This window comes from Streptomyces sp. SL06, assembly GCF_058244745.1.
Window position 1 is genome coordinate 932,479 of sequence record NZ_JBSYOT010000002.1, and the last position, 24,714, is coordinate 957,192.

23 protein-coding genes and 2 pseudogenes are annotated in these 24,714 nt (G+C 69.2%); 16 read left to right on the forward strand and 9 right to left on the reverse strand.

Translation table 11 applies throughout. The annotated features are described in order from the left end of the window. Nucleotides 1–166: 166 nt before the first annotated feature. Entirely contained in the window at nt 167–1,174 is a 1,008-nt protein-coding gene (locus tag AC4IHM_RS04125) for a multicopper oxidase domain-containing protein (RefSeq protein WP_490865719.1), read from the reverse strand. 234 nt (nt 1,175–1,408) lie between these two features. On the opposite strand from AC4IHM_RS04125, the gene AC4IHM_RS04130 reads away from it, so the two are divergent. Together AC4IHM_RS04130 and AC4IHM_RS04135 are read left to right on the forward strand one after the other, a co-directional pair. Then, on the forward strand, nt 1,409–3,895 hold the full coding sequence (locus AC4IHM_RS04130) for a ThuA domain-containing protein (protein ID WP_490865720.1): 2,487 nt from the start codon (nt 1,409–1,411) through the stop codon (nt 3,893–3,895). A gap of 14 nt (nt 3,896–3,909) precedes the next feature. After that, nucleotides 3,910–6,090, forward strand: a complete 2,181-nt coding sequence (locus AC4IHM_RS04135; RefSeq protein WP_490870758.1) for an OmpL47-type beta-barrel domain-containing protein — start codon at nt 3,910–3,912, stop codon at nt 6,088–6,090. A gap of 1 nt (nt 6,091) precedes the next feature. Here AC4IHM_RS04135 and ligD read toward each other — a convergent pair whose 3' ends face one another. Then, on the reverse strand, nt 6,092–7,117 hold the full coding sequence (gene ligD, locus AC4IHM_RS04140; RefSeq protein ID WP_490865721.1) for a non-homologous end-joining DNA ligase: 1,026 nt from the start codon (nt 7,115–7,117) through the stop codon (nt 6,092–6,094). 87 nt (nt 7,118–7,204) lie between these two features. Here ligD and AC4IHM_RS04145 point away from each other — a divergent pair. From AC4IHM_RS04145 to hemC, 3 genes and pseudogenes are all read left to right on the forward strand, one after another. Beyond that, nucleotides 7,205–7,558, forward strand: a pseudogene (locus AC4IHM_RS04145) (VOC family protein); the annotation flags it as partial. A gap of 147 nt (nt 7,559–7,705) precedes the next feature. After that, nucleotides 7,706–8,050 (forward strand): GntR family transcriptional regulator, encoded by a 345-nt coding sequence (locus AC4IHM_RS04150; RefSeq protein ID WP_490865722.1) that lies wholly within the window; start codon nt 7,706–7,708, stop codon nt 8,048–8,050. A 79-nt stretch (nt 8,051–8,129) separates the two neighbouring features. Next, on the forward strand, nt 8,130–9,074 hold the full coding sequence (gene hemC, locus AC4IHM_RS04155; RefSeq protein ID WP_490865723.1) for a hydroxymethylbilane synthase: 945 nt from the start codon (nt 8,130–8,132) through the stop codon (nt 9,072–9,074). On the opposite strand, the gene AC4IHM_RS04160 is transcribed toward hemC, so the two are convergent. The 4 genes from AC4IHM_RS04160 to AC4IHM_RS04175 form a co-directional block, all read right to left on the reverse strand. Then, nucleotides 9,067–10,041 carry a hypothetical protein gene (locus AC4IHM_RS04160; RefSeq protein WP_490865724.1) on the reverse strand — a complete coding sequence of 325 codons (975 nt, stop codon included), beginning with the start codon at nt 10,039–10,041 and terminating at the stop codon, nt 9,067–9,069. The two genes, hemC and AC4IHM_RS04160, sit on opposite strands and share 8 nt — an antisense overlap. 279 nt (nt 10,042–10,320) lie before the next feature. Then, complete coding sequence (locus tag AC4IHM_RS04165; protein ID WP_490865725.1) at nt 10,321–10,473, reverse strand: hypothetical protein; 153 nt, start codon at nt 10,471–10,473, stop codon at nt 10,321–10,323. Between the two features lie 125 nt (nt 10,474–10,598). After that, nucleotides 10,599–11,207, reverse strand: a complete 609-nt coding sequence (locus AC4IHM_RS04170) for a hypothetical protein (RefSeq protein WP_490865726.1) — start codon at nt 11,205–11,207, stop codon at nt 10,599–10,601. A 3-nt stretch (nt 11,208–11,210) separates the two neighbouring features. Beyond that, the gene (locus AC4IHM_RS04175; protein ID WP_490865727.1) at nt 11,211–11,465 is read right to left on the reverse strand and encodes a hypothetical protein; all 255 of its coding nucleotides are present in this window, start codon (nt 11,463–11,465) and stop codon (nt 11,211–11,213) included. Nucleotides 11,466–12,516: 1,051 nt separating this feature from the next. On the opposite strand from AC4IHM_RS04175, the gene AC4IHM_RS04180 reads away from it, so the two are divergent. The 4 genes and pseudogenes from AC4IHM_RS04180 to AC4IHM_RS04195 all read left to right on the forward strand — a co-directional run bounded on the left by AC4IHM_RS04180 (nt 12,517) and on the right by AC4IHM_RS04195 (nt 14,700). Further along, nucleotides 12,517–12,690: a hypothetical protein gene (locus AC4IHM_RS04180; protein ID WP_490870759.1), complete on the forward strand. Its 174-nt coding sequence runs from the start codon at nt 12,517–12,519 to the stop codon at nt 12,688–12,690. After that, nucleotides 12,609–13,817 (forward strand): NsdA family TPR-like regulatory protein, encoded by a 1,209-nt coding sequence (locus AC4IHM_RS04185; protein WP_490865728.1) that lies wholly within the window; start codon nt 12,609–12,611, stop codon nt 13,815–13,817. Before AC4IHM_RS04180 ends, AC4IHM_RS04185 begins: the two co-directional genes overlap by 82 nt. Before the next feature lie 69 nt (nt 13,818–13,886). Then, a pseudogene (locus tag AC4IHM_RS04190) lies at nt 13,887–14,156 on the forward strand (VOC family protein); the annotation flags it as partial. 25 nt (nt 14,157–14,181) lie between these two features. Beyond that, nucleotides 14,182–14,700 (forward strand): YdcF family protein, encoded by a 519-nt coding sequence (locus AC4IHM_RS04195; protein WP_490865729.1) that lies wholly within the window; start codon nt 14,182–14,184, stop codon nt 14,698–14,700. A 403-nt stretch (nt 14,701–15,103) separates the two neighbouring features. Here AC4IHM_RS04195 and AC4IHM_RS04200 read toward each other — a convergent pair whose 3' ends face one another. Further along, entirely contained in the window at nt 15,104–15,841 is a 738-nt protein-coding gene (locus AC4IHM_RS04200) for a helix-turn-helix transcriptional regulator (protein WP_490865730.1), read from the reverse strand. Nucleotides 15,842–16,082: 241 nt separating this feature from the next. Here AC4IHM_RS04200 and AC4IHM_RS04205 point away from each other — a divergent pair, with 241 nt between their 5' ends. Together AC4IHM_RS04205 and AC4IHM_RS04210 are read left to right on the forward strand one after the other, a co-directional pair. Beyond that, nucleotides 16,083–16,904 carry an SDR family oxidoreductase gene (locus AC4IHM_RS04205; protein WP_490865731.1) on the forward strand — a complete coding sequence of 274 codons (822 nt, stop codon included), beginning with the start codon at nt 16,083–16,085 and terminating at the stop codon, nt 16,902–16,904. Nucleotides 16,905–17,091: 187 nt separating this feature from the next. Then, on the forward strand, nt 17,092–18,159 hold the full coding sequence (locus AC4IHM_RS04210; protein WP_490865732.1) for an ATP-dependent DNA ligase: 1,068 nt from the start codon (nt 17,092–17,094) through the stop codon (nt 18,157–18,159). Nucleotides 18,160–18,174: 15 nt separating this feature from the next. Here AC4IHM_RS04210 and AC4IHM_RS04215 read toward each other — a convergent pair whose 3' ends face one another. After that, complete coding sequence (locus AC4IHM_RS04215; RefSeq protein ID WP_490865733.1) at nt 18,175–19,365, reverse strand: zinc-dependent alcohol dehydrogenase; 1,191 nt, start codon at nt 19,363–19,365, stop codon at nt 18,175–18,177. Nucleotides 19,366–19,585: 220 nt separating this feature from the next. On the opposite strand from AC4IHM_RS04215, the gene AC4IHM_RS04220 reads away from it, so the two are divergent. Continuing rightward, nucleotides 19,586–20,551, forward strand: a complete 966-nt coding sequence (locus AC4IHM_RS04220) for a DUF3048 domain-containing protein (protein WP_490865734.1) — start codon at nt 19,586–19,588, stop codon at nt 20,549–20,551. A gap of 65 nt (nt 20,552–20,616) precedes the next feature. Here AC4IHM_RS04220 and AC4IHM_RS04225 read toward each other — a convergent pair whose 3' ends face one another. Then, complete coding sequence (locus AC4IHM_RS04225; protein WP_490865735.1) at nt 20,617–21,081, reverse strand: MarR family winged helix-turn-helix transcriptional regulator; 465 nt, start codon at nt 21,079–21,081, stop codon at nt 20,617–20,619. Nucleotides 21,082–21,319: 238 nt separating this feature from the next. On the opposite strand from AC4IHM_RS04225, the gene AC4IHM_RS04230 reads away from it, so the two are divergent. From AC4IHM_RS04230 to pcaH, 4 genes are read left to right on the forward strand one after another with little or no spacing between them, the layout of a single operon-like run. Next, nucleotides 21,320–22,075 carry a CoA transferase subunit A gene (locus AC4IHM_RS04230; protein WP_490865736.1) on the forward strand — a complete coding sequence of 252 codons (756 nt, stop codon included), beginning with the start codon at nt 21,320–21,322 and terminating at the stop codon, nt 22,073–22,075. Beyond that, the gene (locus tag AC4IHM_RS04235) at nt 22,075–22,719 is read left to right on the forward strand and encodes a CoA transferase subunit B (RefSeq protein ID WP_490865737.1); all 645 of its coding nucleotides are present in this window, start codon (nt 22,075–22,077) and stop codon (nt 22,717–22,719) included. Before AC4IHM_RS04230 ends, AC4IHM_RS04235 begins: the two co-directional genes overlap by 1 nt. 57 nt (nt 22,720–22,776) lie before the next feature. Continuing rightward, nucleotides 22,777–23,919 (forward strand): thiolase family protein, encoded by a 1,143-nt coding sequence (locus AC4IHM_RS04240; protein ID WP_490870760.1) that lies wholly within the window; start codon nt 22,777–22,779, stop codon nt 23,917–23,919. A gap of 18 nt (nt 23,920–23,937) precedes the next feature. Then, nucleotides 23,938–24,711: a protocatechuate 3,4-dioxygenase subunit beta gene (pcaH, locus tag AC4IHM_RS04245; protein WP_490865738.1), complete on the forward strand. Its 774-nt coding sequence runs from the start codon at nt 23,938–23,940 to the stop codon at nt 24,709–24,711. The last annotated feature ends 3 nt before the right edge of the window (nt 24,712–24,714 follow it).

Here is a 24,714-nt window from a genome sequence, read left to right on the forward strand (position 1 = left end):
TGCCGATCAGGATAGACCCGGGGTGGCGCGGAGATTGAGAGCGCTCCCGCCGGGCGGTGAACGCCGGTACGGCGCGGCCCCCACGCTCCGGCGCGTGAGCCGTCCGGCGCCTGGGCCGTCCGGCGCCTGGGCCGTCCGACGCGTGAGCCGTCCGGTCAAGCGCGCGTCAGTGCTCGTGCCCGGCGGCCTCCCCGGCGTCCTCGCCGGTCCCCGCGCCGTGGGCGTGCTCGTGCGGGTCGTAGCCGGGAATCGTGCCGTCCGGCTTCTTCACCAGGAACAGGCCCACCATCCCCATGTCGGAGTGGCTCTGGACGTGGCAGTGGTACATCCACGCCCCGGCGCCCACCCCCTCCCCCGCGATGATCTGGAAGCCGAAGGAGTCCGCCGGGCCGGTGATCTTGTTGTCGACGACCCGGCTCGGGTCGTCGGGGCCGGTGAGCATGCCGGTGCGGTTGTCCGCCCAGCGGTGACCGTGCATGTGGAAGGTGTGGTAGTACTCGCCGTGCGTGATCATGACAATCTCGACGCGGTCGCCGACGGTGGCCTCGAAGTCGGGGCCCGTGTGCGGCGCCCGGTTGTTGATGAGCATGTCGTTGAAGACGATCGTGTGCGTGGCGTCCGGCAGCACGTCGCCCTTGCGGCGCACGATCACGGGACCGTACAGGCCCTTGCGGATGCCGCCGGTGCCGTGCTCGGTGCCGACGACGTGGTCGTGGTAGTGCCAGTAACCCGCGCTGCCCGCCTGCCAGGTGCCGTCCGCCCGGCGGCCGGGCGCATGGGTGCGCCAGGTGTAGGTGCGGGTGCCGCCGGGTTCGACCGCGCTGCGGTTCATGGCGGTGCCGTCGCTGGAGATCTCGTAGTCGAGGCCGTGGACGTGCAGGCTCGCGGTCACGTCCATGGTGTTCTCGAACTCGATGTGCAGCGTGTCGCCCTCGTTGATCTCGATCAGCGGGCCGGGGACGGACGCCTTGCCCTTCTCGAAGCCGTAGCCCATCTGACCGTCGGGCAGTTGCTCGGCGTACATCTTGAGGTGTCTCACCTCGCCCCCGGCCGGTGCCGTCCTCGCGGCGACCCCCTTCGCCGCGGCGCCGGCGTTCTCCGGAGCGATGGACAACGATGTCGCGACGGCCGCGCCGCCCAGCAGTACCCGCCGGTTGAAGCCTCGCCTGTCCATGCCGAACTCCCCACGCTGGTACGGAATTTGCGGAGACGTAGCCGATATCGGCCGTGCTGAACCTGTGGGACCGTACCGGTTGCCGCTCGGTTTATCCACACTCAGGACAAAGTTCGTTCCATCCCGGTCATACCTATTGGCGAACCACGCAAAGAGGTCTAGCTTCCTTGGCGCTGCTGCCGCGACCGAGGAGGGGTGGGTGACCACGTGCGGTTCACCTCGCATCACAAGCCCATGGACTTACGAGGGTTGAGCGCCAAGGGCACCAGGAGACGCGTCTGGGCGGCGTCCCTGACCGCCGGTTTCGTCGCCGCGGGCCTGCTGTCGGGCCCCGCCGCCAGCGCGCGCCCGGCGCCGGACCCGTCTGTGACAACGATGTCGATCACGTCGCCTCCCGGCGGCTCGAACGTACGAGTGCTGATCTTCTACGGTTCCGCCGCGGCCGGGGAGGAGTCGCCGGTCGTCAACGCCGGGATCGCGGCCATCGAGCGCATCGGGCTGTCCGGCCCGGAGAACGAGCGCTTCGCCGTCGAGGCCACGGGCAACGCCTCGGTCTTCACCGACGAGGAGCGACTGAGCCGCTTCAACGCGATCGTGTTCCTGACCGGCGGGGGCGATGTCCTCGATCCGGCGCAGGAGGCGGGTCTCGAGGCGTACATGGAGGCCGGCGGCGGGTTCCTCGGCATCCACGACGCGGCCCGTGCGGAGCCGTACTCGGACTGGTTCACCGGTCTGGTCGGCGCCCGGCCTGCCGCCAACAGCCCGACGCAGGCCCAGCGGGCCACCGTCGAGGTCGGCGACCGGCGCCATCCGGCGACCAAGGACCTCCCGGCAGAGTGGAAGCACCTCGACCAGTGGCCCAACTGGCAGCAGAACCCGTCCGGCGACGTGCACACCGTGGCCCGGGTGCGCGAGTCGACGTACCAGCCCGGAGCAAGCGCCAACGGCTGGGACCACCCGGTCAGTTGGTGCCGGGACTACGACGGCGGCCGGTCCTTCTACACCGCCATGGGCGGCACGGTGTCCTCGTACGACGAGACCGACTTCCGGGCCCATCTGCGCGGCGCCCTGATGTGGACGACGCGGCTGGCGCGGGCCGACTGCAAGGCGACCATCACCGGCAACTACAAGGCCGAGCGGCTCACCGAGCCCAACCAGCCCGGCCTTAACGACCAGATCGGCGAACCGCACGGCCTGGTCACCGCGCCCGACGGCCGCGTGTTCTACATCGGCCGGGGCGGCACCGACTCCTCGCTGCCCGTGGTCACCGACTGGGACGACCCGGACATCGGCAAGGGCACGGGCGAGATCCACGTCTACGACCCGAAGACAGGGAAGGCCACCCTCGCCGGTGCGCTGACCGTCTTCGGCAACAAGGGCGGCGGCGAGGAACTGGTCAAGGTCGAGGAGGGCTTGCTCGGCATCGAGCTGGACCCGGGGTTCGAGCGGAACGGCTGGGTGTACCTGCACTACACGCCGCACTCCGGGATCGACCGCGACACGCACATGGCCGAGCGCCGCGTCTCGCGCTTCACCTTCGACCAGGCGACCGACAAGCTCGACCTGGCCAGCGAGAAGGTGCTGCTGAAGTGGCCGGTGCAGATCCACAGTTGCTGCCACGCGGGCGGCGGGCTGGCCTGGGACTCCAAGGACAACCTGTACATCGCGACCGGTGACAACAACTCCAGTGGCTTCAGCGACGGTTACTCGGGCAACAACCCGCAGCCCAACTTCAAGGGCGTCTCCTTCGCCGACGCGCGCCGCACCGCCGGCAACACCAACAACCTCAACGGCAAGATCCTGCGCATCCACCCGGAGCCGGACGGCACGTACACCCTGCCCGAGGGCAACCTGTTCACCGGCAAGGAGACCGCCGAGGGCGGCGGCAAGACGCGCGGCGAGATCTATGTGATGGGCGTGCGCAATCCGGCGCGCATCTCCGTCGACAAGGCGACCGACACCCTGTATGCGGGCTGGGTCGGCCCGGACGCCGGCGCTCCGTCGACGACGTGGGGTCCGGCCAAGTACGACACCTTCGCCGCGATCACCGAGGCGGGCAACCGGGGCTGGCCGTACTGCATGGGCAACAAGCAGCCGTACCGGGACCGGAACCTGCCGGACCCGACGAAGCCGCTGGGCTGGTACGACTGCGACCACCCGAAGAACGAGTCGCCGAACAACGACGGCCTGGTCAACCTGCCGCCGGTGACCGGCAACAACATCTGGTACTCGCCGCAGGGCGGCGGACCCGACTTCCCGCGCGACGAGAACGGCGTCCCGTCCTACAAGCAGGACGAGTCCGTCTACCGGCTGCCCTGGCTCAAGGGCGGCGGCCAGGCCGCGATGAACGGCCCGGTCTACCGCTACGACGCCGACAACGCCAGCGAGACCAAGTGGCCGGCGTACTGGGACGGCAAGTGGTTCGTCGGCGACTTCTACGACGCCGACCAGCCGCGCAACGCGGTGCTGATGGATCCGAGGACACAGGGCGACGGCGGACTGCCGGTGCACTCGGAGTCCCTGAAGAAGATCGTGCCGATCGGCGACGACGGCATCAAGAACCTGATGGGCTGGACCTTCGGCCCGGACGGCGCGCTGTACGTCCTCGACTACGGCCGCGGCTTCTTCACCTCGGACTCCAAGTCGGCCCTGTGGCGGGTCACCTACGAGGGCGGTGGGCCGACGCCGGCCGCCGGGCAACTGGCGAGGGGGACACAGTGACACGGCAACGAAGAATGTGGGCCGCCCTGTTGGCCGGCCTGCTGATGGTGCTCGGTCTGCAGGCGACCTCCGCCTCCGGGCAGCCCACCGTCGCGGCCGAGGCCGACCAGGTGCTGACCTGGACCGCGGGCGACGACATCACCAAGTACACGTCGGCGCCGGAGACGGCGGTGGCGGGTCCGGCCACGATCGTCTTCGAGAACAGCGCGGCGACCGGCAACACCACCGGCATGCCGCACACGTTGACGTTCATGACCGGCGACCCCGAGTACAACAACGACGTCCAGCTGAACATCCTGGCCAATCCGGGCGACGACCAGGGCGGCAAGCACACCGCCGAGGTCACCCTCTCCCCCGGCCGGTACATGTACCACTGCACGATCCCCGGCCACGCGGAGATGAAGGGCGTCCTCGTGGTGACCGAGGGCGGCGGTGGCGAGGACACCACGGCGCCCGAGACCTCGGCCGAGGTGGGCGGTACGCAGAACTCCGACGGCGCGTACGTCGGTTCCGCGACCGTGACGATCGGCGCCACCGACGAGGGCGGCTCCGGTGTGGACCGCGTCGAGTACGCCCTCGGCGCCGACGGTGCCTGGCAGCCGTACACCACGCCGGTCGTCGTCGACCAGGTCGGCGAACACACGCTGCGCTACCGGGCGTTCGACAAGGCGGGCAACGCCGCCGAGGAGAAGAGCATCACGTTCACCGTCGCCGCCCCGGACACCGACGACACGACCCCGCCGGAGACCTCGGCGACGGTCAGCGGTGAACAGAACCCGGACGGTGCCTACATCGACATGGCGACGGTGACCGTCACCGCCTCCGACACCGGTTCCGGGGTCAACACCATCGAGTACGCGGTCGGCGACGGCGCCTGGCAGGCGTACACGGCGCCGGTGATGGTGCACGAGGTCGGCGAGCACACCGTGCGCTACCGGGCCACCGACAAGGCGGGCAACGTCGCGGCGGAGAAGAGCGTCGCCTTCACCGTCGTCGCCGCTCCTCCGCAGGACACCACCCCGCCGGTGACCGGCGCCACCGTGGAGGGCACGAAGAACTCCGACGGCGCCTACGTCGGCAGCGCCAAGGTGACGGTCAACGCCACCGACGAGGGCGGCTCAGGCGTGGCGGGCGTGGAGTACTCGATCGACGCCGGTCCCTACCTGGCGTACACGGACCCCGTGGTCGTGGACCGCGTGGGCCGGCACACCGTGGCCTACCGGGCGAGCGACCGGGCGGGCAACACCTCCGAGCCGCTGACGGTGAGCTTCACGGTGGTGGCGGGCGGGGTTCCGGCGCCGCCCTGCCCGGAGTACGACGAACGGCTGACGGTGATCGTCGGCACGGTCGACACGGGTGTGCCGAACCGGATCACCAACAGCCGTTGCCGGATCAACGAGTTGATCGAGGACGAGAAGGAGTGGTCGTCCCAGGCCCTGTTCCTCAAGCACGTACGGGAGGTCACGGACCGGCTCCTGACCGAGGGCGTCGTCGACGAGCGGGAGAACCGGGCGATCAACGAGGCCGCCCGCCAGTCGGAGATCGGCAGGCCCGGACAGACCGAGGGCTACCGCGCGATCCTCGACGGCACCCCGGAGTCGTTCGCGCGGTGGGAGCAGGTGGGCGGCGGTTCGTTCGGGCTGAACCCGGACGGGTCGATCACCTCCGGCACCACGAGGGACGGCCTGGGCATGCTGTGGTTCCCGGAGCGCAAGTACGGCGACTTCTCGCTGAAGCTCCAGTGGCGTGACGACGCACCGGGCACCGCGAACACCAACGGCGGCGTCTTCGTGCGCTTCCCGCAGATCCACGACCACCCGGAGGAACCCCGGCCGGAGTGGGCGGCCATCAAGTACGGGCACGAGATACAGGTGTTCGACAGCCCGACCGGCGACATGTACAAGTCCGGTTCCGTGTACGGCTTCGACCGGGTCGGCCTCGCCGGGGCCGGTGTCACGGAGAAGGGCACCTGGAACGACTACGAGATCCGGGTGGTGGACCAGCACTACTCGGTCTTCCGCAACGGCGTGCTGATCAACGAGTTCGACAACATCGGCGGCCAGGACTTCTACCCCGAGCGCTCGGACGACCCGGGCACCGACGGGCGGCGGTTCGCCTCCGGCTACATCGGACTCCAGGTACACAGCACGGCGGACGTGGTCTCGTACCGGGACGTCCGGATCAAGGAGTTGTAGCTCACCGGGCCCCGGGGCCCGGCCTCCTGGCGCGGCTCGGCTGTACCCGACTGGGTTCCCCCGGCATCTTCGGATACTCGGGCGGGTACGGCAGATCACCGAGCCCGTGGTCGTGCTCGTCCCTCGTCGCCAGTTCGAGCAGGGCGTCGAGGGAGTGCCTACGGTCGTCCATGCCCGCGTGCACGTCGCCGAGTTCGGCGAAGCGCGCGGGCATGGTCGTGATGTCGAAGTCCCGCGGGTGTGCGACGCCCACCTCGTCCCAGGTCAGCGGTGCGGAGACGGGGGCGTTCGGGCGGGGGCGCACGGAGTAGGCGGAGGCGATGGTGCGGTCGCGGGCGGTCTGGTTGTAGTCGACGAAGATGCGCTCGCCGCGCTCCTCCTTCCACCACTTGATGGTCACGTGCTCGGGCATCCGCCGTTCCATCTCGCGTCCGACGGCGATGGCCGCGCGGCGCACCTGGGTGAAGGTCCAGCGCGGCTCGATCGGCACGAAGACGTGGATGCCGCGCCCGCCGGAGGTCTTGGGCCAGCCCCGCAGCCCGCCGAACTCCTCCAGGACCGCCCGTAGTTCGTGGGCGGCGCGGGCGGCGGCCCGATAGTCGGTGCCGGGCTGCGGGTCGAGGTCGAGGCGCAGTTCGTCGGGGTGGTCGACATCCTCGCGGCGGACCGGCCAGGGGTGGAAGGTGAGGGTGCTGTGCTGGGCCGCCCACAGGACGGCAGCCTCCTCGGTGGGGCACATCTCGTCGGCGCTGCGTCCGCTCGGGAAGGTGATGTGCGCGGTCGGGATCCAGTCGGGCATCCCCTTGGGTGCGCGCTTCTGGTAGAACCACTCGCCGGTGACGCCGTCCGGGTAGCGCTGCAAGGTGGTGGGCCGGTCGCGCAGCGCACGCAGGATGCCGGGCGCGACCGCCTGGTAGTACCGGGCCACGTCGAGCTTGGTATAGCCGTACTCCGGAAAGAACACCTTCCCCGGACTGGACAACCGCACCGCCCGCCCACCCACCTCCAACTCCACCGCTTCCGCCATGCGAGCCACGGTAGGCGCAGCGGGCGTTCTTCGCATATCAGGCGTTCGGTACGGATGCCCTCGCGGAGCGTGCGTAGGATCACCGGCATGCCGCTGCGACCCGTCCTCGTGAACATGAAGGCCCTCGACGACTCGGCGGTCGGCCGGTTCTGGGGGGAGGCCCTCGGCTGGCGCGTCTCCAGCGTGCAGCCCGGCACGACCACCGTCAGCCCCACCGGCTTCGACTGGCTGGACCCGGCCGGCGTCTGCGTGGATGTCATCGCGGTGCCGGAGCCCAAGACGGCGAGGAAGAACCGTGTGCGCCTCGATCTCGCGACGACCTCCGCGGCCCATCAGTCCGAGTTGGTCGCACACCTGCGGTCCCTCGGCGCGACGCCCGCCCACGTGGGCCAGGGCGACGTGCCCTGGACGGTCCTCGCCGACCCAAACACACGTGACTACCAGTTCTGTGCAGCATAGCCGCAGGTCAGCGGCATCGACAGATGCCCTGCCCGGCACTTGGCCAAACGGCGCGTTTTGCTGTCTGCGGGGCCACTACGGGGCGCGTAGCTCGTCCTCGGGGGTCGGGCCCGCACCGAGCGCCACGGCGTGACTCGGGCAGGCGTACAGGGTCACCCCGGGGCCGCTCGCGCGCTCGATGTACCGGATCGGGATCGGAGCCTACGTCCATACCGGCAGATTGCTGCCGACCTGATCGCGGGGATTGGGCGAGGCGACTTGGCCCCAGGAAAGCCACGCCCGTCCGAGAAAGAGCTAACGGAGCGGTACGGGGTCGCGCGCAATACGGGCCGGTCGGCGCTTGGTGTGCTGCGGGAACGCGGGCTCGTCTACACCGTTCCGGGCCGTGGGACCCATGTAGCGAAACCGGAGCCCGCCGGCGAGGGCGAGAGCGCCGAATCGAGAGGGTCAGCGGTCATTCCCGATCATGGTTAGCCGACCGACTGTCTGTATAGGCACCCCAAGACGCGCCTTAGCCTGGTGACACCCTGTCAGGCTCGGAGAGTTGGTCACCGTGGTTCAGTACCTCGTCGGCTCGCGCGCAAGCAATCTTGCCAAAGCCCAAGTGCGGGAATATCTGCGCCCGCTCCGCGAGCGTTTCCCGGACACCACGTTCACGCATCGCGTGATCTTGGAAGGGGGCGACAGGGACCGTAAGTCGCTCTTGTCGAACGTGTCCGCGGTCAGTGGCGGGTCGGCGTTCAGCAGCGAGCAGGAAGCAGCGTTGTCCCGCGGCGACGTGGACGTTGTTGTCCACTCCCTGAAAGACCTTCCTACGTCTAACCCGACCGGCCTTACGCTGCTGCCCCCGCCCGGTCGCGAGGACGTGCGGGATGCGTTGTGCGGCTCGACCCTCGCCGGACTGCGGAAGGGCGCACGAGTCGGGACGGGGGCCCCTCGGCGGATCGCGCAGCTACTCGCGGTGCGTCCCGATCTTGAAATCGTCCCGATCCGAGGGAACGTCCCGCCCCGATTGAAGAAGATCGAGGCCGAGGGACTTGACGCGGTGGTCCTTGCTGCCGCGGGACTGTACCGACTCGGCCTAGACGACGCAATCGGCGAACTGCTGCCGCTCGACCAGTTCCCGCCGAGCCCCGGTCAGGGCGCGTTGGGGATTCAGGTCCGGACGGACGAGTCCTCGGCCCCCTTGCGCGAGATCCTTTCCACGGTTGGCGACGTTGCCGTTGATGCGGAGATCAGGGCGGAACGCGCGCTACTCGCCGAACTACACGGCGGGTGCAGTGTGCCCATGGGCGCGTACGGCGAGACCCTGCCGGACGGGGAACTCAGGCTGTTCGGTCAGGTCAGTTCACTGGACGGTACCGAGCAGATTTCGGGGACGCTGACCGGGCGGTCCGCGGAGCCGGAAAAGCTCGGTGCGGCCCTGGCCGCGTCGCTCATTGACCAAGGCGCGCATTCGATCCTTGACGCCGTACGGGCCGCTCTCGCGGCTAGGTGAGCTGCCGGGCAATGTCGAGCGCCGCGTACGTGACGCTGCCGCTCGCCCCCGCCCTCTTGAGCATCGTGAACAGCTCGACCAGTAGACGCACGTCGCGCCGTCCCGAGTCGGGGTCCATCCGGGTCAGTGACGTGTACTCGCCGGACACCGAGAACGGGAACAGGGGCGCTCGGGTGACCCCCCGGAGCGTGGTGAGCACGTCCGCCGTGAACTGCGCGGGCTCCAACAGGATCATGTCGGCGCCCGCAGCTTCCATCCGTAAGGCCGTTTCAACAAACTGGTCGGCCTTCCCGGGGTTGATCTGAAACTCACGGTTGATGCCCGCTTTCGGGGTGGCGCCCATCGTGAGCCGGAATCCGTCGTACAGGCTCGACCAGAAGATGACGTGCGGCATGACGGACACCCCCTCATGACCCGACTGGTCGAGTGCCTTCCGGGCGCCCCCGACCGTACCGAGCACCATGGAAGCGGGGCCCACGATGTCCGCGCCCGCTTCCGCGTGAGCGACAGCCTGACGGGACGTGACCTCGATGGTGCCCCGTACGTCGGGCTTCCCGTCGTGGTTGGTCAGGTAGCAGGCGCCATCGGCGGTGTACGAGCACAGGCACGTTTCCGTCATGACCGCGAGATCCGGCGCGGCGTTCTTGCACTCGCTGACAACGCGAGCCATGAGCGAATCGGGGTACACCGAGACTTCCCCCGTGGCGTCCCGTTCGGCCGATTCGGCGAACAGCTTCACGGAGGGGACACCGAGCCGTACGGCCTCGCGAGCCACCGCGGGAATCTCGGCGAGCGTCACCGTGGGCATGGGGCGGTCGGCGGACTCCTCGGTGACGAGCAGCGCCATGGACAGATCAGCAGGTGTGAGCGTCTGCGGTTCCAGCAGCCGTCGGACCGCCGGTCGGCTCCGGAGTGGACTCGTCGCCCTGGTCGTCGTTCGTGGGCGGTGCTCGGTGGTAACGGTCAAGGGTCGTCCCTCGTTTCAAGTGGTCGCGGCATGAACGGACCCGAGCGGTGGGGCGTGCTGGTCATCGCTCGGGGCCGCTGGTGCTGGTGCTGCTCCTCACCGTCCTAGCGGCATCCCGTCGGAGCGGGCGGGGCGGGGCTCGCGTCGTTTTCTGTGCACGTCCGCCGCAGAGTCGAGCGAGCGGGCGTGATCCCCGCCGGGGACACTGGTCACACGGTTCGGTGCACTCCGAATTGCCCGAACAACCTGCCGCGGGGAAAGGGTTATCCGGCTGCTGTTCTACGCGGCGAGCAGCGAGTACGCGCCGAGCGGTTCGGCGTCGTCGTCCGTCCTGCCCTCGTCCGGGCTGGTCGGCTCGTCGGGCTCGGTGGTCTCGGCGTCACTCCCGATGGTCTCGGGCTCGTCCGTGGTCAGCTCGGTGGTCGCGGGCATTCCGCGCCCCCCCCTTTCTCTCTGGTGACCCCGGCCCGGTTGGGCTCGGGGTGCTCGACTCCGCCCATGCAGTCACGCGGAGTCGTGCGGTCCGTTCTCGGTTGGGCTACCGGCCGTGATGGGTTCTACGGGGAACCCACGACGGTTACGCCTCGCAACTCGCGCCAGAGACGGGACGCAAGCATTCCCCGTTGCTGCGGCAGGCTGTACGAGCGGAGCGTGTCAACCTCGCGAGCGATCCACCCTTGATCCGTGTACTGATACAGCGTTCCCGACACGCCCCACAGATTGGCCTTACGTGCTCGCACGATGACGTGTTCGCTGTCGCGCAGGAACGGACAGAGCTTCACCGCGAGCCGTGCACACCCCGTGCACAGCGGAGGTTGGGAGATCACGGATCGCTCGGGCCACGTCGCGGGCGACCCCGGCCGTCGCCAGTCGATGAACAACCAGCCCTGCTTGTTGCGGTCCGCAGGCTCTCGGCAGACCTGACACAGCATCTGCCCCATACATTCGCGCTGCCGGTCCGAGTGCATCGAGTCGAACTGAACTTGCGCCGACCCCGGAGCGGTGTAGACGCGAACCCACAGGTTCCCGTGTTTGTCCCGGTCTTCCGGGCGGGTGTCCTTGTACGCGATACGGGGTCCACCAGACATAAACTCAACCGTTAGCTCTGACTCGCGCGGGCCCACGTCATTGCTGCGGCTGGTGATGTAGGGGACGACGGTAGGCACGGCTCAAACTCCTTGTGCGTTGGGGCTGTTGGCGTCGTCGGGCCACAGGTGGCCCCCCGCGTGCGTGGCGAACAACAGGCAGAGGTCACCCGAAGACGCGTCCCGTTCCGGGCACGGGTCCATGAGCTGTACGCAGGACTCTGCCTCGCGCCAGAACACCCACACCGCGCGTCCGGTCGAGTCCTCGGCGAACAGCACGTGTGCCGCGTGGTCGCCGTCCATGTGCTCGTCTAGCTCACAGTGCGTGAACTGCTCCACTTCATCGGCGGTGGCGCTGTTCGATACACGTTCGACAGCGGTAGCTATGAGCCCCGGCGGAACGAACAGGGGCGCGCTGCAACGGATCATCGGGGGCGTCCTCGCTCGGTCGGCTCCCCGCCCTGGTCACAAAAAGGGGATGCGCCCACCCGCCTTGCGGCGGGTCTTCCTGTGGCTCGTCTGACCAGGGCCGGAGTAGGGGGTTGTCCGTCGTCGACGAGCAGCACGGCGCGGGCTCGGGGGGAGGTACGGCCACGGGCCAGACACTCAGGGTGTAGCGGCACCCGTTGTCAGCAATCACGACAGACAGGGGTGCGCCTTCCCGGAGCTGGTCACAAGCGGCCCGGTACTCCTCGGCGCCCCCGGCCCAGACGCGCAGTTCCGCGGGGCAGTCGGGAACGGGCACTGCCCTCGTGCGCATCGTCCGTTGCACCCACGGGGAACGCTCCGGGTCCGGGTCGAGCTGTTCCGCGATGTGCCGAGCCTGCCCCTGTAACCATCGCAGCCCGAGCCGGATGGACGGAGCCGGATAGGTGCCGAGAACGTATGCGACTGTTTCGCCCGTGCCGTACACCTCTCCTTCCGCGAGCACTTCGCACCAGTACACCCGGACGGGCTCGGTCGCGGACTCAGGGCGGGCGGGGGTCACAGTCGGTGCGCCCGCCGCGCGGCGTTCTCCTCGGCAGTTCGGGCGCGTACGTGGTCGTACGTGCCCGCCGGCCCGACCCGATCGGGGGAGACTTCCCACTCGGTCCCGCCACCCGGAGGGCGGAGCGTCCAGCGGTTGCCAGCCTCGCCGCGGAACTCGCCCACGCGGTCAGACTCGGTGTCGTGCAACAGGGTGCCCACAACGGGCGTCGGGTCCGTGCCATGGGTGGACATTCGCCGCCCCCTTTCGCTCGGTGAGTTGCTTGACAAGCCAACTGCCAACCGAGGTATCCGGGTAGCTTGATGGGGGGTGGCAAACCCTGGCACTTCAACCCACGTCGAGAGGACGGGCGGGATGCGAGCACCGAACCACCAGTTGGCGGACCATCTCGCCCGGTCGCTCATGAGTCAGGGCGAGTTGGCGCGACGCGTCCATGCCCGAGCAACGAGCGTCGGGCACCCGCACATTTGCCCGGATGCTACGGCGGTTCGCCGATGGTTGGGCGGGCAGGAACCGCGCCCCCGTTGCCGGGGCTCATCGCTGATGTGTTCTCGGCGCACTTTGGCAGACGCGTGACAACGTACGACCTAGGTCTAGGGGAAGAACCCGACCTTGACCGGCCGCTGACCTACAGCTCATCTTGGGCCGTGACGGTCGAGTCAGTGACCGAGCTTGGGAGAGCGGACATGGATCGCAGGAAATTCCTGGCGGCGGCCCCCTTCGCCGCTGCTGCGGGAATCGGCCCCTCGCGGGACTGGCTACTCAACACCCTTGATCAAGAACCGGACCCGGGCCCCCGCGTGCGGCTCGAAGACGTCGTGCACGTGCGGAACATGTTCAGTGCCTTTCAGGACACTGACGTGATGCAGGGGGGCGGTACGGGCCGACTGCTCCTGACGCAGTACATGAACGAACACGTCTATCCGCTGTTGCGGCGTACGTACTCAGACACCGTGCGGCGGGCGCTGTGCGCCGCATCGGCTGAACAGACGTACCTGTTGGGTTGGATGGCGTACGACGATGGCGAGCACGGGACCGCCCAACGGTTCCTGATTCAAGCCCTGCGGCTCGCCGAGGAATCGAAAGACGCTGCCCTCGGCGCTCACGTTCTGGCGGGCATGGCTGATCAAGCCACGCTGACAGGAAGCCCCGAGGAAGGGCGCCGACTCGCACAGGCGGGGCGGCACGGCCTCGCGAGGGTGGATTCCCCCGCGTGCCTGGCAGACCTTTGGGCACTGGAAGCGCGAGCCCTCGCGGTGCTCGGAGACAAGACCGCCACGGCTCACGCGGTCGTACAGTCCGAATTGGCATTCGGCCGTGTGGATCACGCCAACGAACCGGCATGGGCCAAGTTCATTGATGCGGCCTACTTGCACGGCGAACACGCGAACGCCTTCCGGGACTTGGGGCAGGCAGACAACGCGGCGGAGCACGCCCGGCAGTCCATCCAGCACGCACGCGACCAAAACAGGGCGCGTCGTGGCGCTATGTCGCAAGCGGCACTTGCGGTGTCCCACTTGCAGAATCGGGACCTTGAAGCGGCCCACTCGGCGAGCGTCCGAACGCTCGATCTTGCCCGCCGAGTCAAGTCGTCTCGCGCCGTCGAAGCGGTGCAAGACGTACAACGGCGCATGATCCCGTTCGGGGCTCACCCCCTGGTCGCCGACTTCAACGAGCGGGCCCGCGTCCTGGTCGCCGCGTAGAACGTGACCGCCCGAGCCCCGTCACTCCCCCGGGAGCGGCGGGGTTCTCGCGTGTCGGGCCGCGAGCCCGATCGGGCCGTGCTGCGCTCCGCCAAAGGGGTCGGCCCGTGTCTCGAGTTCGTCCGCAAGGGTGTCAAGACGGTGCCCGACCGCGTCCATCTCGACCTGGTGCCGGGCCCCGGTGACGACAAGGCGGCGGAGGTCGCCCGGTTGCGGACCCTCGGCGCCACCGACCTCGACATCGGCCAGGGCGACGTCCCGTGGACCTGCCTGACCGATCCGAAGGGCAACAGGGGACGCCGATCATACAGAAACAGCACGGCGCTACGTAGAATCTAACAATCCACCCCCTCGGAAGGTCGCTATGAGCGGTGAGGAACTCGGCGCGGAACGGATCCGCGAAATCGTTGGTTTCGTCGACATCGAGGCATCACCGCCTCGGGATGAACCAACCGCTCACTTCATCTTCGGGACGAACCAGAATCAGCCGGCCGAAATCGCGGCAGAGCGATACCATAAAGGGCTGGCGCCACTGATCATCGTAAGCGGCGGAATCAATCGCCACACCGGCATTGTAGAAGCGCATGAGTTCCGCAAGCTTCTTGTTGAGCGCGGCGTTCCTGATTCTGCAATTCGTTGGGAGGATCAGGCTGCCAACACGTGGCAGAACGTGGAGTTCTCTCTTCCATATTTGCGGGAAGCCGTGGAATCCGGATTGAGGGTCACGGCCATCAGCAAGTGGTACCATCGCCGTACTCTTCACTGCCTGGCAACTCTGGTTCCAGAAATCGGCCCATTTTACGCTACCTCCTGGGAACCTGTATATGCAGGAAAAGCGGTCAGCCGTATCGACTGGCCCTATATTTCAGATGGAAGACGTTGAGTGATCCGAGAATGGGAAGAAGTGCGCAGACGGGTCAAAGGGGGAAGCTTCAAAAACGTGAACCTTGTTGATGGTGTTTGGCGAATCTGATTTGAGTTCCCGTCGCCTACTTGCACCCATCGAAAGCATCACGCCGTCCAGGAGTCGTCCCGAGAGCGCATTGCAGCGCATGTCGCTCTTCAGATGCCTACCTCACAGACTGATGGCAGCGATGCCAGCCAGGACAAGCAACGCCCCGGTGATCCGGCAGGATGCCGGGGGCGAGAAACACGCTTGAGCCAGGAGAGTTCCGGCGCCGACGACAACCAGCTGGGCCAGGCGGCTTCCCGCAGCTGCCCTCTGCGTCCTCAGAGCTGCTCCTCACCGTGGCGACGGAACACGCCGACACCGGTACCGTGCTGCGTCAGCGGAGCCTGGGCGCGCGTTCGAGCGCGTGGCGCGAAGTATCGTCGGCCGGTGTGTACACGGTGATCCGGACATCGGAGTCCTTGGTGATCCACAGCGGGATGCTGTCGAACGTCAGCGGCCCCGCCTCGGGATGAAGGTATCTCTTGACCAGCCCGGTACGGGGTTCCACGTCGTGGCGTGCCCACAGCTCGTCAAACAACGGGATGCCTTCCAGCCGGCTGATGAGATCCTTCCACGCAGGCTCGCCGACGTGTCGGGCGTAGGCGGCACGGAAGTTCGCGACCGTCGTGGCGATCGTGTCCATCTCGGGGTCGATCCTTGCCTGCCAGTCCGGGTTCGTGAAGCGCAGCAGCAGGGCGTTGTGGTCCTGCTGGGGGTAGAGGTCCATGCCCATCAGCCACCGGTAGGCCTTGTTGAACGCGAGGATGTCCAGGCGGGCGTTGTAGACCGCAGCCGGAAGCGGATTGAGCTCGCGCAGGACAGTCTCGACAGTGTGCGGGAGTTCTATTCGTGATCCGGTCTCCCCGGGTGGGAGTCGGCCGGCGAGGGTGAACAGGTAGTCGAGCTCGTGGTGATCGAGCATCAGGGCGCGTCCGACGGCGAGCAGCACCTGTTCGGAGACGTTGATGTCCCGGCCCTGCTCAAGCCAGGTGTACCAGGTCGTGCTCACCCCGGCGAGGTCGGCGACCTCCTCCCGCCGCAGGCCCGGCGACCGGCGGCGCTTACGGATCACCAGCCCCCACTGCTCAGGGTTGATCCGTGCCCGCCGCTCCCGAAGGAACTCGCCAAGCTCACGATGACGATCCGTGTTCCTGCTGTGTGTCGCTTCACCCACTACCGGGCTCCCTCGTGAACCGGGTGCTTCGAGTACTGGCACAACTGCCGCCAGCCTCAAAGCTAGTACCACCTTCGTGCATGACCAATACTAGTGTGCGTAGGCATTCAGCCTGGATTGTCCAGGAAGGGAGCACAGCATGTTGATCTGGTTCATCACGGGAGCCTCGCGCGGGTTCGGCCGCGTCTGGGCAGAGGCGGCGCTCGATCGCGGCGACCGGGTCGCGGCGACGGCCCGCGACACTTCGGCGTTGTCCGCGCTTGTCGACACCTATGGCGACGCGGTACTGCCGGTTCGGCTCGACGTGACCGACCGCGACGCGGCGTTCGCTGCCGTCAACACTGCGCACGAGCATTTCGGTCGCCTCGATGTGGTCGTCAACAATGCCGGGTACGGACACTTCGGCTTCGTCGAAGAACTCACCGAGACCGAGGTCCGCGGCCAGTTGGAGACAAATCTCTTCGGTGCGCTCTGGGTGACCCAGGCGGCGCTGCCGCACCTGCGGGAGCAGGGATCGGGGCACATCCTGCAAGTTTCCTCGATGGGTGGGGTCACCGTGTACCCGCGCCTCGGTGCTTACCATGCGTCGAAGTGGGCGCTGGAGGGGCTGAGCCAGACACTGGCGGACGAAGTCGCCGACTTCGGGATCAAGGTCACGCTCGTCGAGCCCGGACCCTTCGGCACCGACTGGAGCGGACCCTCCGCGGTCCACTCCAAGGACCTCGACGCATACGACGAGGTCCGTGACAAGGTCCAGCGAGCACGTGCCGCACGTACGAGTGTCGTATCCGCTCCGCCGGAGACGACGACGGAGGCGATCCTGACGCTCGTCGACTCGCCGGAACCGCCGCTGCGCCTCTTCCTCGGCAAGACCCCGTTCCCCGCCGCGGTCGCCGACTACGGCAAGCGTCTGCAGGAATGGGCAACCTGGCAGCCGGTCGCGGATACTGCCCGCCTTTGATTCGGCTGATCAGCGCGGCGTGAATCCGAACGTCGACGGCAGATGCCGCCGGGCACGGCCGCCGGTCAGCACGTACACCACTGCGGTGACCACGGTCCGGCCGATCCGGCGGCCTGCTCGATACACGGCCCGTGTGGGCGTCCCGCTCGGCAGGCGGGTGTCGTTGGGCGCTCATAGGGTCGGCTTCATGGATCTTCCCGTCATGCCGCCCGTCAAGCCGATGCTCGCCAAGTCCGTGGCGCGGATTCCGCCGGGTATGCACTACGAGGCGAAGTGGGACGGGTTTCGGGCGATCGTGTTCCGGGACGGGGACGAGGTCGAGCTGGGGAGTCGCACGGGGAAGCCGCTGACCAGGTACTTTCCGGAGTTGGTGGCGGCCGTGCGGGAGCGGTTGCCGAAGCGGTGCGTGGTGGACGGGGAGATCGTGATCGCGCGGGAGGGGCATCTGGACTTCGACGCGCTCACCGAGCGGATCCATCCGGCGGACTCCCGGGTGCGGATGCTGGCCGGGCGGACCCCGTCCTCGCTGGTGGTCTTCGACCTGCTGGCGCTGGGCGACGAGTCCCTGCTCGGCGTGGAGCTGGCCGACCGGCGGGCGCTGCTGGTCCGGGCGCTGGCCGGGGCCGGCGCACCGGTGCACGTGGCTCCGGCGACGGACGACATCGAGGTGGCCCGGCGGTGGTTCGAGCAGTACGAGGGTGCGGGGCTCGACGGTGTCGTCGCCAAGCCGCTCGACCTGCGCTACCGGCCGGACGAGCGGGCCATGTACAAGATCAAGCACGAGCGTACGGCGGACGTGGTCGTCGCCGGTTACCGCCTCCACAAGAGCGGTCCCGTGATCGGCTCGCTGCTGCTCGGCCTCTACGACGACCGGGGGGTCCTTCAGCACGTGGGGGTGAGCGCCGCCTTCACGATGAAGCGGCGGGCCGAACTGGTGGCGGAGCTGGCGCCGCTGCGGATGGACGACGTGAGCGGCCATCCGTGGGCCGCCTGGGCCGAGGAGTCGGCCCACGAGTCGGCCCGGCTGCCCGGCGCCCCCAGCCGCTGGTCGGGCAAGAAGGATCTGTCCTGGGTGCCGCTCAGACCCGAGCTGGTCGCCGAGGTGGCGTACGACCACCTGGAGAACGGGGCGCGTTTTCGGCACACGGCCCGCTTCCGCCGGTGGCGTCCCGACCGGACGCCGCAGAGCTGCAACTTCGCCCAGCTGGAGGAGCCGGTCCGCTACGACCTGGCGGAGATCCTCGGCGGGCCGTGACGCCCGCCCGGAGGGCTACGGCTTCATCAGCACCTTGACCGCGCCGTCCTGCTTCCGCTGGAACATCTCGTACGCGTGCGGCGCGTCCATGAGCGGCACCCGGTGGGTGGCGAAGGCGTCCACGCCGAGGGGGTCCTCGTCGGTCAGATACGGGATGATCTCGTCGCTCCAGCGGCGCACGTTGGCCTGGCCCATCCGCAACTGGACCTGCTTGTCGAACAGGGTCAGCATCGGCATCGGGTCGGCCATGCCGCCGTACACGCCGGACAGCGAGATCGTGCCGCCGCGGCGCACCAGGTCGACGGCGGTGTACAGGGCGGCGAGCCGGTCGATGCCGAACCGCTCCGCCAGGGGTCCGCCGACGGCCCGGGGCATCACCGCGGCGGTCTGCTGGACCAGCTTGGCCACGATCCCGCCGTGCGCCTCGGTGCCGACCGCGTCGATCACGGCGTCGGGACCGCGACCGCCGGTCCGGTCCTGGATCGCGGCGACGAGTTCCTTCTCGTTGCCGAAGGCCCGCAGGTCGTACGTGTCCACGCCCTGTTCGCGGGCCCGCCGCAGCCGCTCCGGCACGAGGTCCACGCCGAACACCTGCTCGACCCCCTTGGCCCGTGCGATCCGGCAGGCCATGTCGCCGATCGGACCGAGGCCGAGCACGGCGACGCTGCCGCCCCGCGGGACGGCGGCGTACTCGACCGCCTGCCAGGCGGTGGGCAGGACGTCGGAGAGGTAGACGAACCGGTCGTCGGGCGGCCCCTCGGGCACCTTGATCGGGCCGTACTGCGCCTGCGGCACGCGCAGGTACTCGGCCTGGCCGCCGGGCACCGCGCCGTACAGCCGGGTGTATCCGAACAGCTGGGCGCCCATGCCCTCGCCGGTGACCTGGGTGGTCTCGCACTGGGTCGGCAGTCCGTGACCGCACATGTAACAGTGCCCGCACGCGATCTGGAAGGGCACCACGACCCGGTCACCCGGTTCGAGGCCGGTCACCTCCGGGCCGACCTCCTCCACGATGCCCATCGGCTCGTGGCCGAGGGTGTCGCCCGGCGTCATGAACGGCGTGAGCACCTCGTAGAGATGCAGGTCGGAGCCGCACAGCCCGGAGGAGGTGACGCGGACGACCGCGTCCGTCGGCTCCTCGATCCTCGGGTCCGGCACCTCCTCGACCCGCACGTCCCGCTTGCCCTGCCAGGTCACTGCCTTCATCGCCCCGCGCTCCCTCCGCCGCCGTGCGGGTCGGTCCCGTGCGGCGGCCGGGTACCCGGGGCCGTCGCCACCGAACCGTCCACCGGTTTCGGCTGAACAGCGGATTATGTGACGCATTCAGCCGCGCTCCGTGTGCCGTATCACATTCAATCAGCTATGGCGCTAAATGCTATTAGAAGCACACAATCATTGACATGAACTGAGTGGACGGGTGGTCGGAATGCGACGAGGGACGCACAGGCGGCGCGCCGGCGCGCTGCTGACCGCGGCGGTGGCGGTCTCGCTGGCCGCGGGCTGCACGGCGGGGTCCGGCGGGACGAACGACGGGCGTGCGCCGGAACCGGAGCCGTCGCACAGCGCGGCGCCCGCCTCCGGACCGGTGCTCGCCGTGAAGGTCGACAACGTGCCCGCGGCCCGGCCGCAGACGGGCCTGGAGGCCGCGGACATCGTCTACGCGGAGCCGGTGGAGGGCGGGCTGAGCCGCCTGATGGCGATCTACGCGACCAAGCTGCCCGAGGCGGTGGGTCCGGTGCGCAGCGCCCGGGAATCCGACCTGGAGCTGCTGCGCCAGTTCGACCGGCCGACGCTGGCGTTCTCCGGCGCGCAGAGCAAGCTGCTGCCGCTCATCGACGAGGCGCCCCTGCGCGCGGCGGATCCGGGCGACGCGTCCGAGGCCTACGTCCGTGACGACGGCCGGAGCGCCCCGCACAACCTCTATCTGCGGCCCGGCCGCCTGCTGCCGAAGCCCGCCGGCGACGCCGCGCTGACCACGGGCTTCCACTACGGCAAGGCCCCGGAGGGCGGCCGGGCGGAGTCCTCCCGCACGGTGCGCCATCCCTCGTCCAGCTTCACCTTCACCTGGTCCCAGAGCCGGCACCGGTGGCTGGTCTCGATGGACGGCTCGCCGGCCCGCACGGCCGACGGCGGCCGGCTGGCACCGGCCACGGTCGTCGTGCAGCACGTGCACGTGCGCGAGTCCGCCTTCCACGACTTCCGGGGCAGCAACTCGCCCTATGTCGAGTCGGTGGGCTCCGGGCGGGCGGAGGTGCTGCGCGACGGCCGGGCGTACGACGCGGCCTGGAAGCGCGGCGCGGCCTCGGACGGCACGGCCTTCACCACCGGGGACGGCGCCGCGCTGAACTTCGCCGAGGGCCAGGTGTGGGTGGTCTTCGCCGAGGACTCCTGAGCCACCGTTGGCGCCGGACCGGCAGGACCGGCGTTCCCCGGCCGCCCCGCGCCGGCGCCCCGCGCTCAGCCCGGTGCCACCGTCGGCTCGGCCGGGTTGCGCAGCCCCTCCGCGGCGTCCGAGACCCGGCGGATGAGGTCGAAGAACACGGCCTGCTCGGCCGCGGAGAGCGGGGCGAGGAAGACCTGGTTCATACGGGCGGTGCGCACGCTCAGCTTGCGGTGGGCGCGCAGCCCCTCGTCGGTCAGGTGCAGCAGGAAGCGGCGGCCGTCCTGCGGGTCGCGGACCTTGTCCAGCAGTCCGCGGCGGCCGAGCCGGCTGATCACCTCCGCGATGGTGGACCGGTCGAGGCCGACCCGCTCCCCCACCGTGCGCTGGTCCAGGCCCGGCTCGGCGACGAGGGCGTTCAGGACCGCGAACTGCGGCGAGGTGGTCTCCTCGGAGACCATCGTGTGCCACAGCAGGTAGTGCGCCTGCTGGAGCCGCCGGGCCAGGTGTCCGGGATGGGTGGTCAGGTCGACCGCTGCCATGCGCGCTCCTGTGGTCACTTTCGTAGGTGTACTGACGATACATCGGGGGACGGCCTTCTCACTCGCCACCATGTCAAGGGATCCACCTCGTACTTTGGCGGGTCTTGACGGCCCGGCCCGCCGATGGCAGCGTGTGGGACATCTCGCCGAAATACTCAGTGCCCTGACTATCTCGTGATCGGTTCACCTTCACCCGATCCGCGCTCCGGGGCCGCATGGAAGAGATGGGGCTTCTTCGATGGACAAGGTGGTGGCCACGGCCGCCGAGGCAGTGGCCGACGTGCCGGACGGCGCGTCGCTCGCGGTGGGCGGTTTCGGGCTGAGCGGTGTGCCGAACGTGCTGATCCGGGCGCTGTACGAGCGCGGGACCGGCGGCCTGTCGGTGGTCTCCAACAACTGCGGGGCGATGGACTCGGGGCTGGCCGTCCTGCTGGCCGCCGGCCGCATCGCCCGCGTGACCGGGTCCTACATCGGCGCGAACAAGGAGTTTGCGCGGCAGTATCTGGGCGGGGAGCTGGAGGTGGAGCTGATCCCGCAGGGCACCCTGGCCGAACGGCTGCGGGCCGGCGGCGCCGGGATCCCCGCCTTCTACACCCCCGCCGGGGTCGGCACCCAGGTCGCCGAGGGCGGGCTGCCGTGGCGCTACGACGGCTCCGGCGGGGTCGCGCTGGCCTCGCCGCCGAAGGAGGTCCGCGAGTTCGACGGGACGAAGTACGTGCTGGAGCACGGCATCCGCACCGACTTCGCGCTGGTCAGGGCCGCGAAGGGGGACCGGCACGGGAATCTGGTGTTCGCCAAGTCCGCCCGCAACTTCAACCCGCTCGCCGCGACGGCCGGCCGCGTGACGGTCGCCGAGGTGGAGCAACTGGTCGAGCCGGGCGAGATCGACCCGGACGCGGTGCACCTGCCGGGGATCTTCGTGCAGCGGGTGGTGGCGCTGACCCCGGAGCAGGCGGCCGACAAGAGGATCGAGCAGCGGACGGTGAGTTCCTGATGGCCTGGACACGTGAAGAGATGGCCGCGCGGGCGGCCCGGGAACTGGAGGACGGCCAGTACGTCAACCTCGGCATCGGTCTGCCGACGCTGATCCCCAACCACCTCCCCGAGGGTGTCGAGGTCGTCCTGGAGTCGGAGAACGGCATCCTGGGCACCGGCCGGTATCCCACCGAGGCCGAGGTGGACCCCGACCTGATCAACGCCGGCAAGGAGACCGTCACCGTCCTGCCCGGCGCCTCCTTCTTCGACTCCGCCCTGTCCTTCGGCATGATCCGCGGCGGACACATCGACGTGGCCGTCCTCGGCGCCATGCAGGTGTCGGCGCGCGGCGACCTCGCCAACTGGGCCGTCCCCGGCAAGATGATCACCGGGATCGGCGGTGCGATGGACCTCGTCCACGGCGCCCGTACCGTCATCGTGGTCATGGCCCACACCGCCAAGGACGGTTCCCCCAAGATCCGCGAGGAGTGCACGCTGCCGCTCACCGGCAAGGCATGCGTGAACCGGATCATCACCGACCTCGGGGTTCTCGACATCACCGACGACGGTCTGGCCCTGGTGGAGACCGCACCGGGCGTGAGCGTCGACGAGATCACCGCGAAGACCGACGCGAAGCTCGTCGGCACGGAGGCACACGCATGAAGGACGTTCTACGTCGTCGACGCGGTCCGCACCCCGTTCGGCAAGTACAACGGCTCCCTGGCGGGCGTACGCCCCGACGACCTGGCCGCCCACGCGATCCGCGGCCTCCTCGACCGCACCCCCGCCCTTGACCCGTCCCGCGTCGAGGACGTGTACTTCGGCAACGCCAACGGCGCCGGCGAGGAGAACCGCAACGTCGCCCGCATGGCCGCCCTGCTCGCGGGCCTGCCCACCACCGTCCCCGGCGTCACGGTGAACCGGCTGTGCGCCTCCGGCCTGGAGGCGGTGATCCAGGCCGCCCGTGCCATCGCCGTGGGCGACGCGTCGATCGCGCTCGCGGGCGGCGTGGAGTCGATGACCCGGGCACCGTACGTGCTGCCCAAGTCGGAGCGGCCCTTCCCGGCCGGGCACACCGAGCTGTACTCCACCACCCTGGGCTGGCGCATGGTCAACCCGAGGATGGACCCGCAGTGGACCGTCCCCCTCGGGGAGTCGGCCGAACTGATCGCCGACAAGCACGGAATCGACCGGGAGCGGCAGGACGAGTTCGCCCTCGCCTCGCACCACAGGGCCGCGCGGGCCCAGGCGGACGGCCTGTTCGACGCCGAACTCGTCCCCGTCCCGGTGCCGCGGCGCAAGGACGGACCCGTCGACTTCGCCGCCGACGAGTGCGTACGGCCGACCACCTCGACCGAGGCGCTGGCAAGGCTCAGGCCGTCCTTCCGGACCACCGGCGGCACGGTCACCGCGGGCAACGCCTCACCGCTCAACGACGGCGCCGCGGCCCTCCTCCTCGTCGACGAGGAGGGCCTGAAGGCCACCGGCCGTGAGCCGCTCGCCCGGATCTCCGCCACCGGCGTCTCGGCGACCGACCCGCACTACTTCGGCCTCGCCCCCGTCGAGGCGGTGCACCGCGCCCTCGCCAAGGCCGGCAGGACCTTCGCCGACCTCGACGTCCTCGAACTCAACGAGGCCTTCGCCGCCCAAGTCCTGGGCTGCGTCGCCGAGTGGCCCGAGTTCGACCCCGCGATCCTCAACCCGCAGGGCGGGGCCATCGCCCTCGGCCACCCGCTCGGCGCCTCCGGCGCCCGACTCGCCGGCACCGTCGCCCACCAGCTCGCCCGCAAGGGCGGCGGCACCGGCGTCGCCACCCTCTGCATCGGCGTCGGCCAGGGCCTCGCCCTGGTCCTCGACCGCTAGTCACCCACGGGAACTCCCATGACTCTCACGCAAGCCGACATCGACGCGGAGATCGCCGCCGAACACGCCGCCTACGAGAAGCGGGTCGCCGACGGCGCGCCCGTCGAGCACCATCCGCGCCGCGACTACGCCCCGTACCGCTCCTCGCTGCTGCGCCACCCGAAGCAGCCGCCGGTCCCCATCGACGTGACCAAGGACCCGGAGCTGGTGGAGCTGTCCTCGCCCGCCTTCGGGGAACGGGACATCACCGAGATCGACAACGACCTGACCCGGCAGCACACCGGAGAGCCGATCGGGGAGCGCATCACCGTCTCGGGACGGCTGCTCGACCGGAACGGGAAACCCGTGCGCGGGCAGCTCGTGGAGATCTGGCAGGCCAACTCGGCCGGGCGGTACGCGCATCAGCGCGAGCAGCACGACGCGCCGCTGGACCCGAACTTCACCGGCGTGGGCCGCGCCCTCTCCGACGACGAGGGCTTCTACCGCTTCACCACCGTCCAGCCGGGCCCGTACCCGTGGCGCAACCACCTCAACGCCTGGCGCCCGGCCCACATCCACTTCTCCCTGTTCGGCTCGGCGTTCACGCAGCGGCTCGTGACGCAGATGTACTTCCCGAACGACCCGCTGTTCCCGTACGACCCGATCCTGCAGTCCGTGACCGACGACGCGGCCCGGCAGCGGCTGGTCGCGACGTACGACCACAGCCTGTCCGTGCCGGAGTTCTCGCTCGGCTACCACTGGGACATCGTGCTCGACGGCCCGCATGCCACCTGGATCGAAGAAGGACGCTGACCC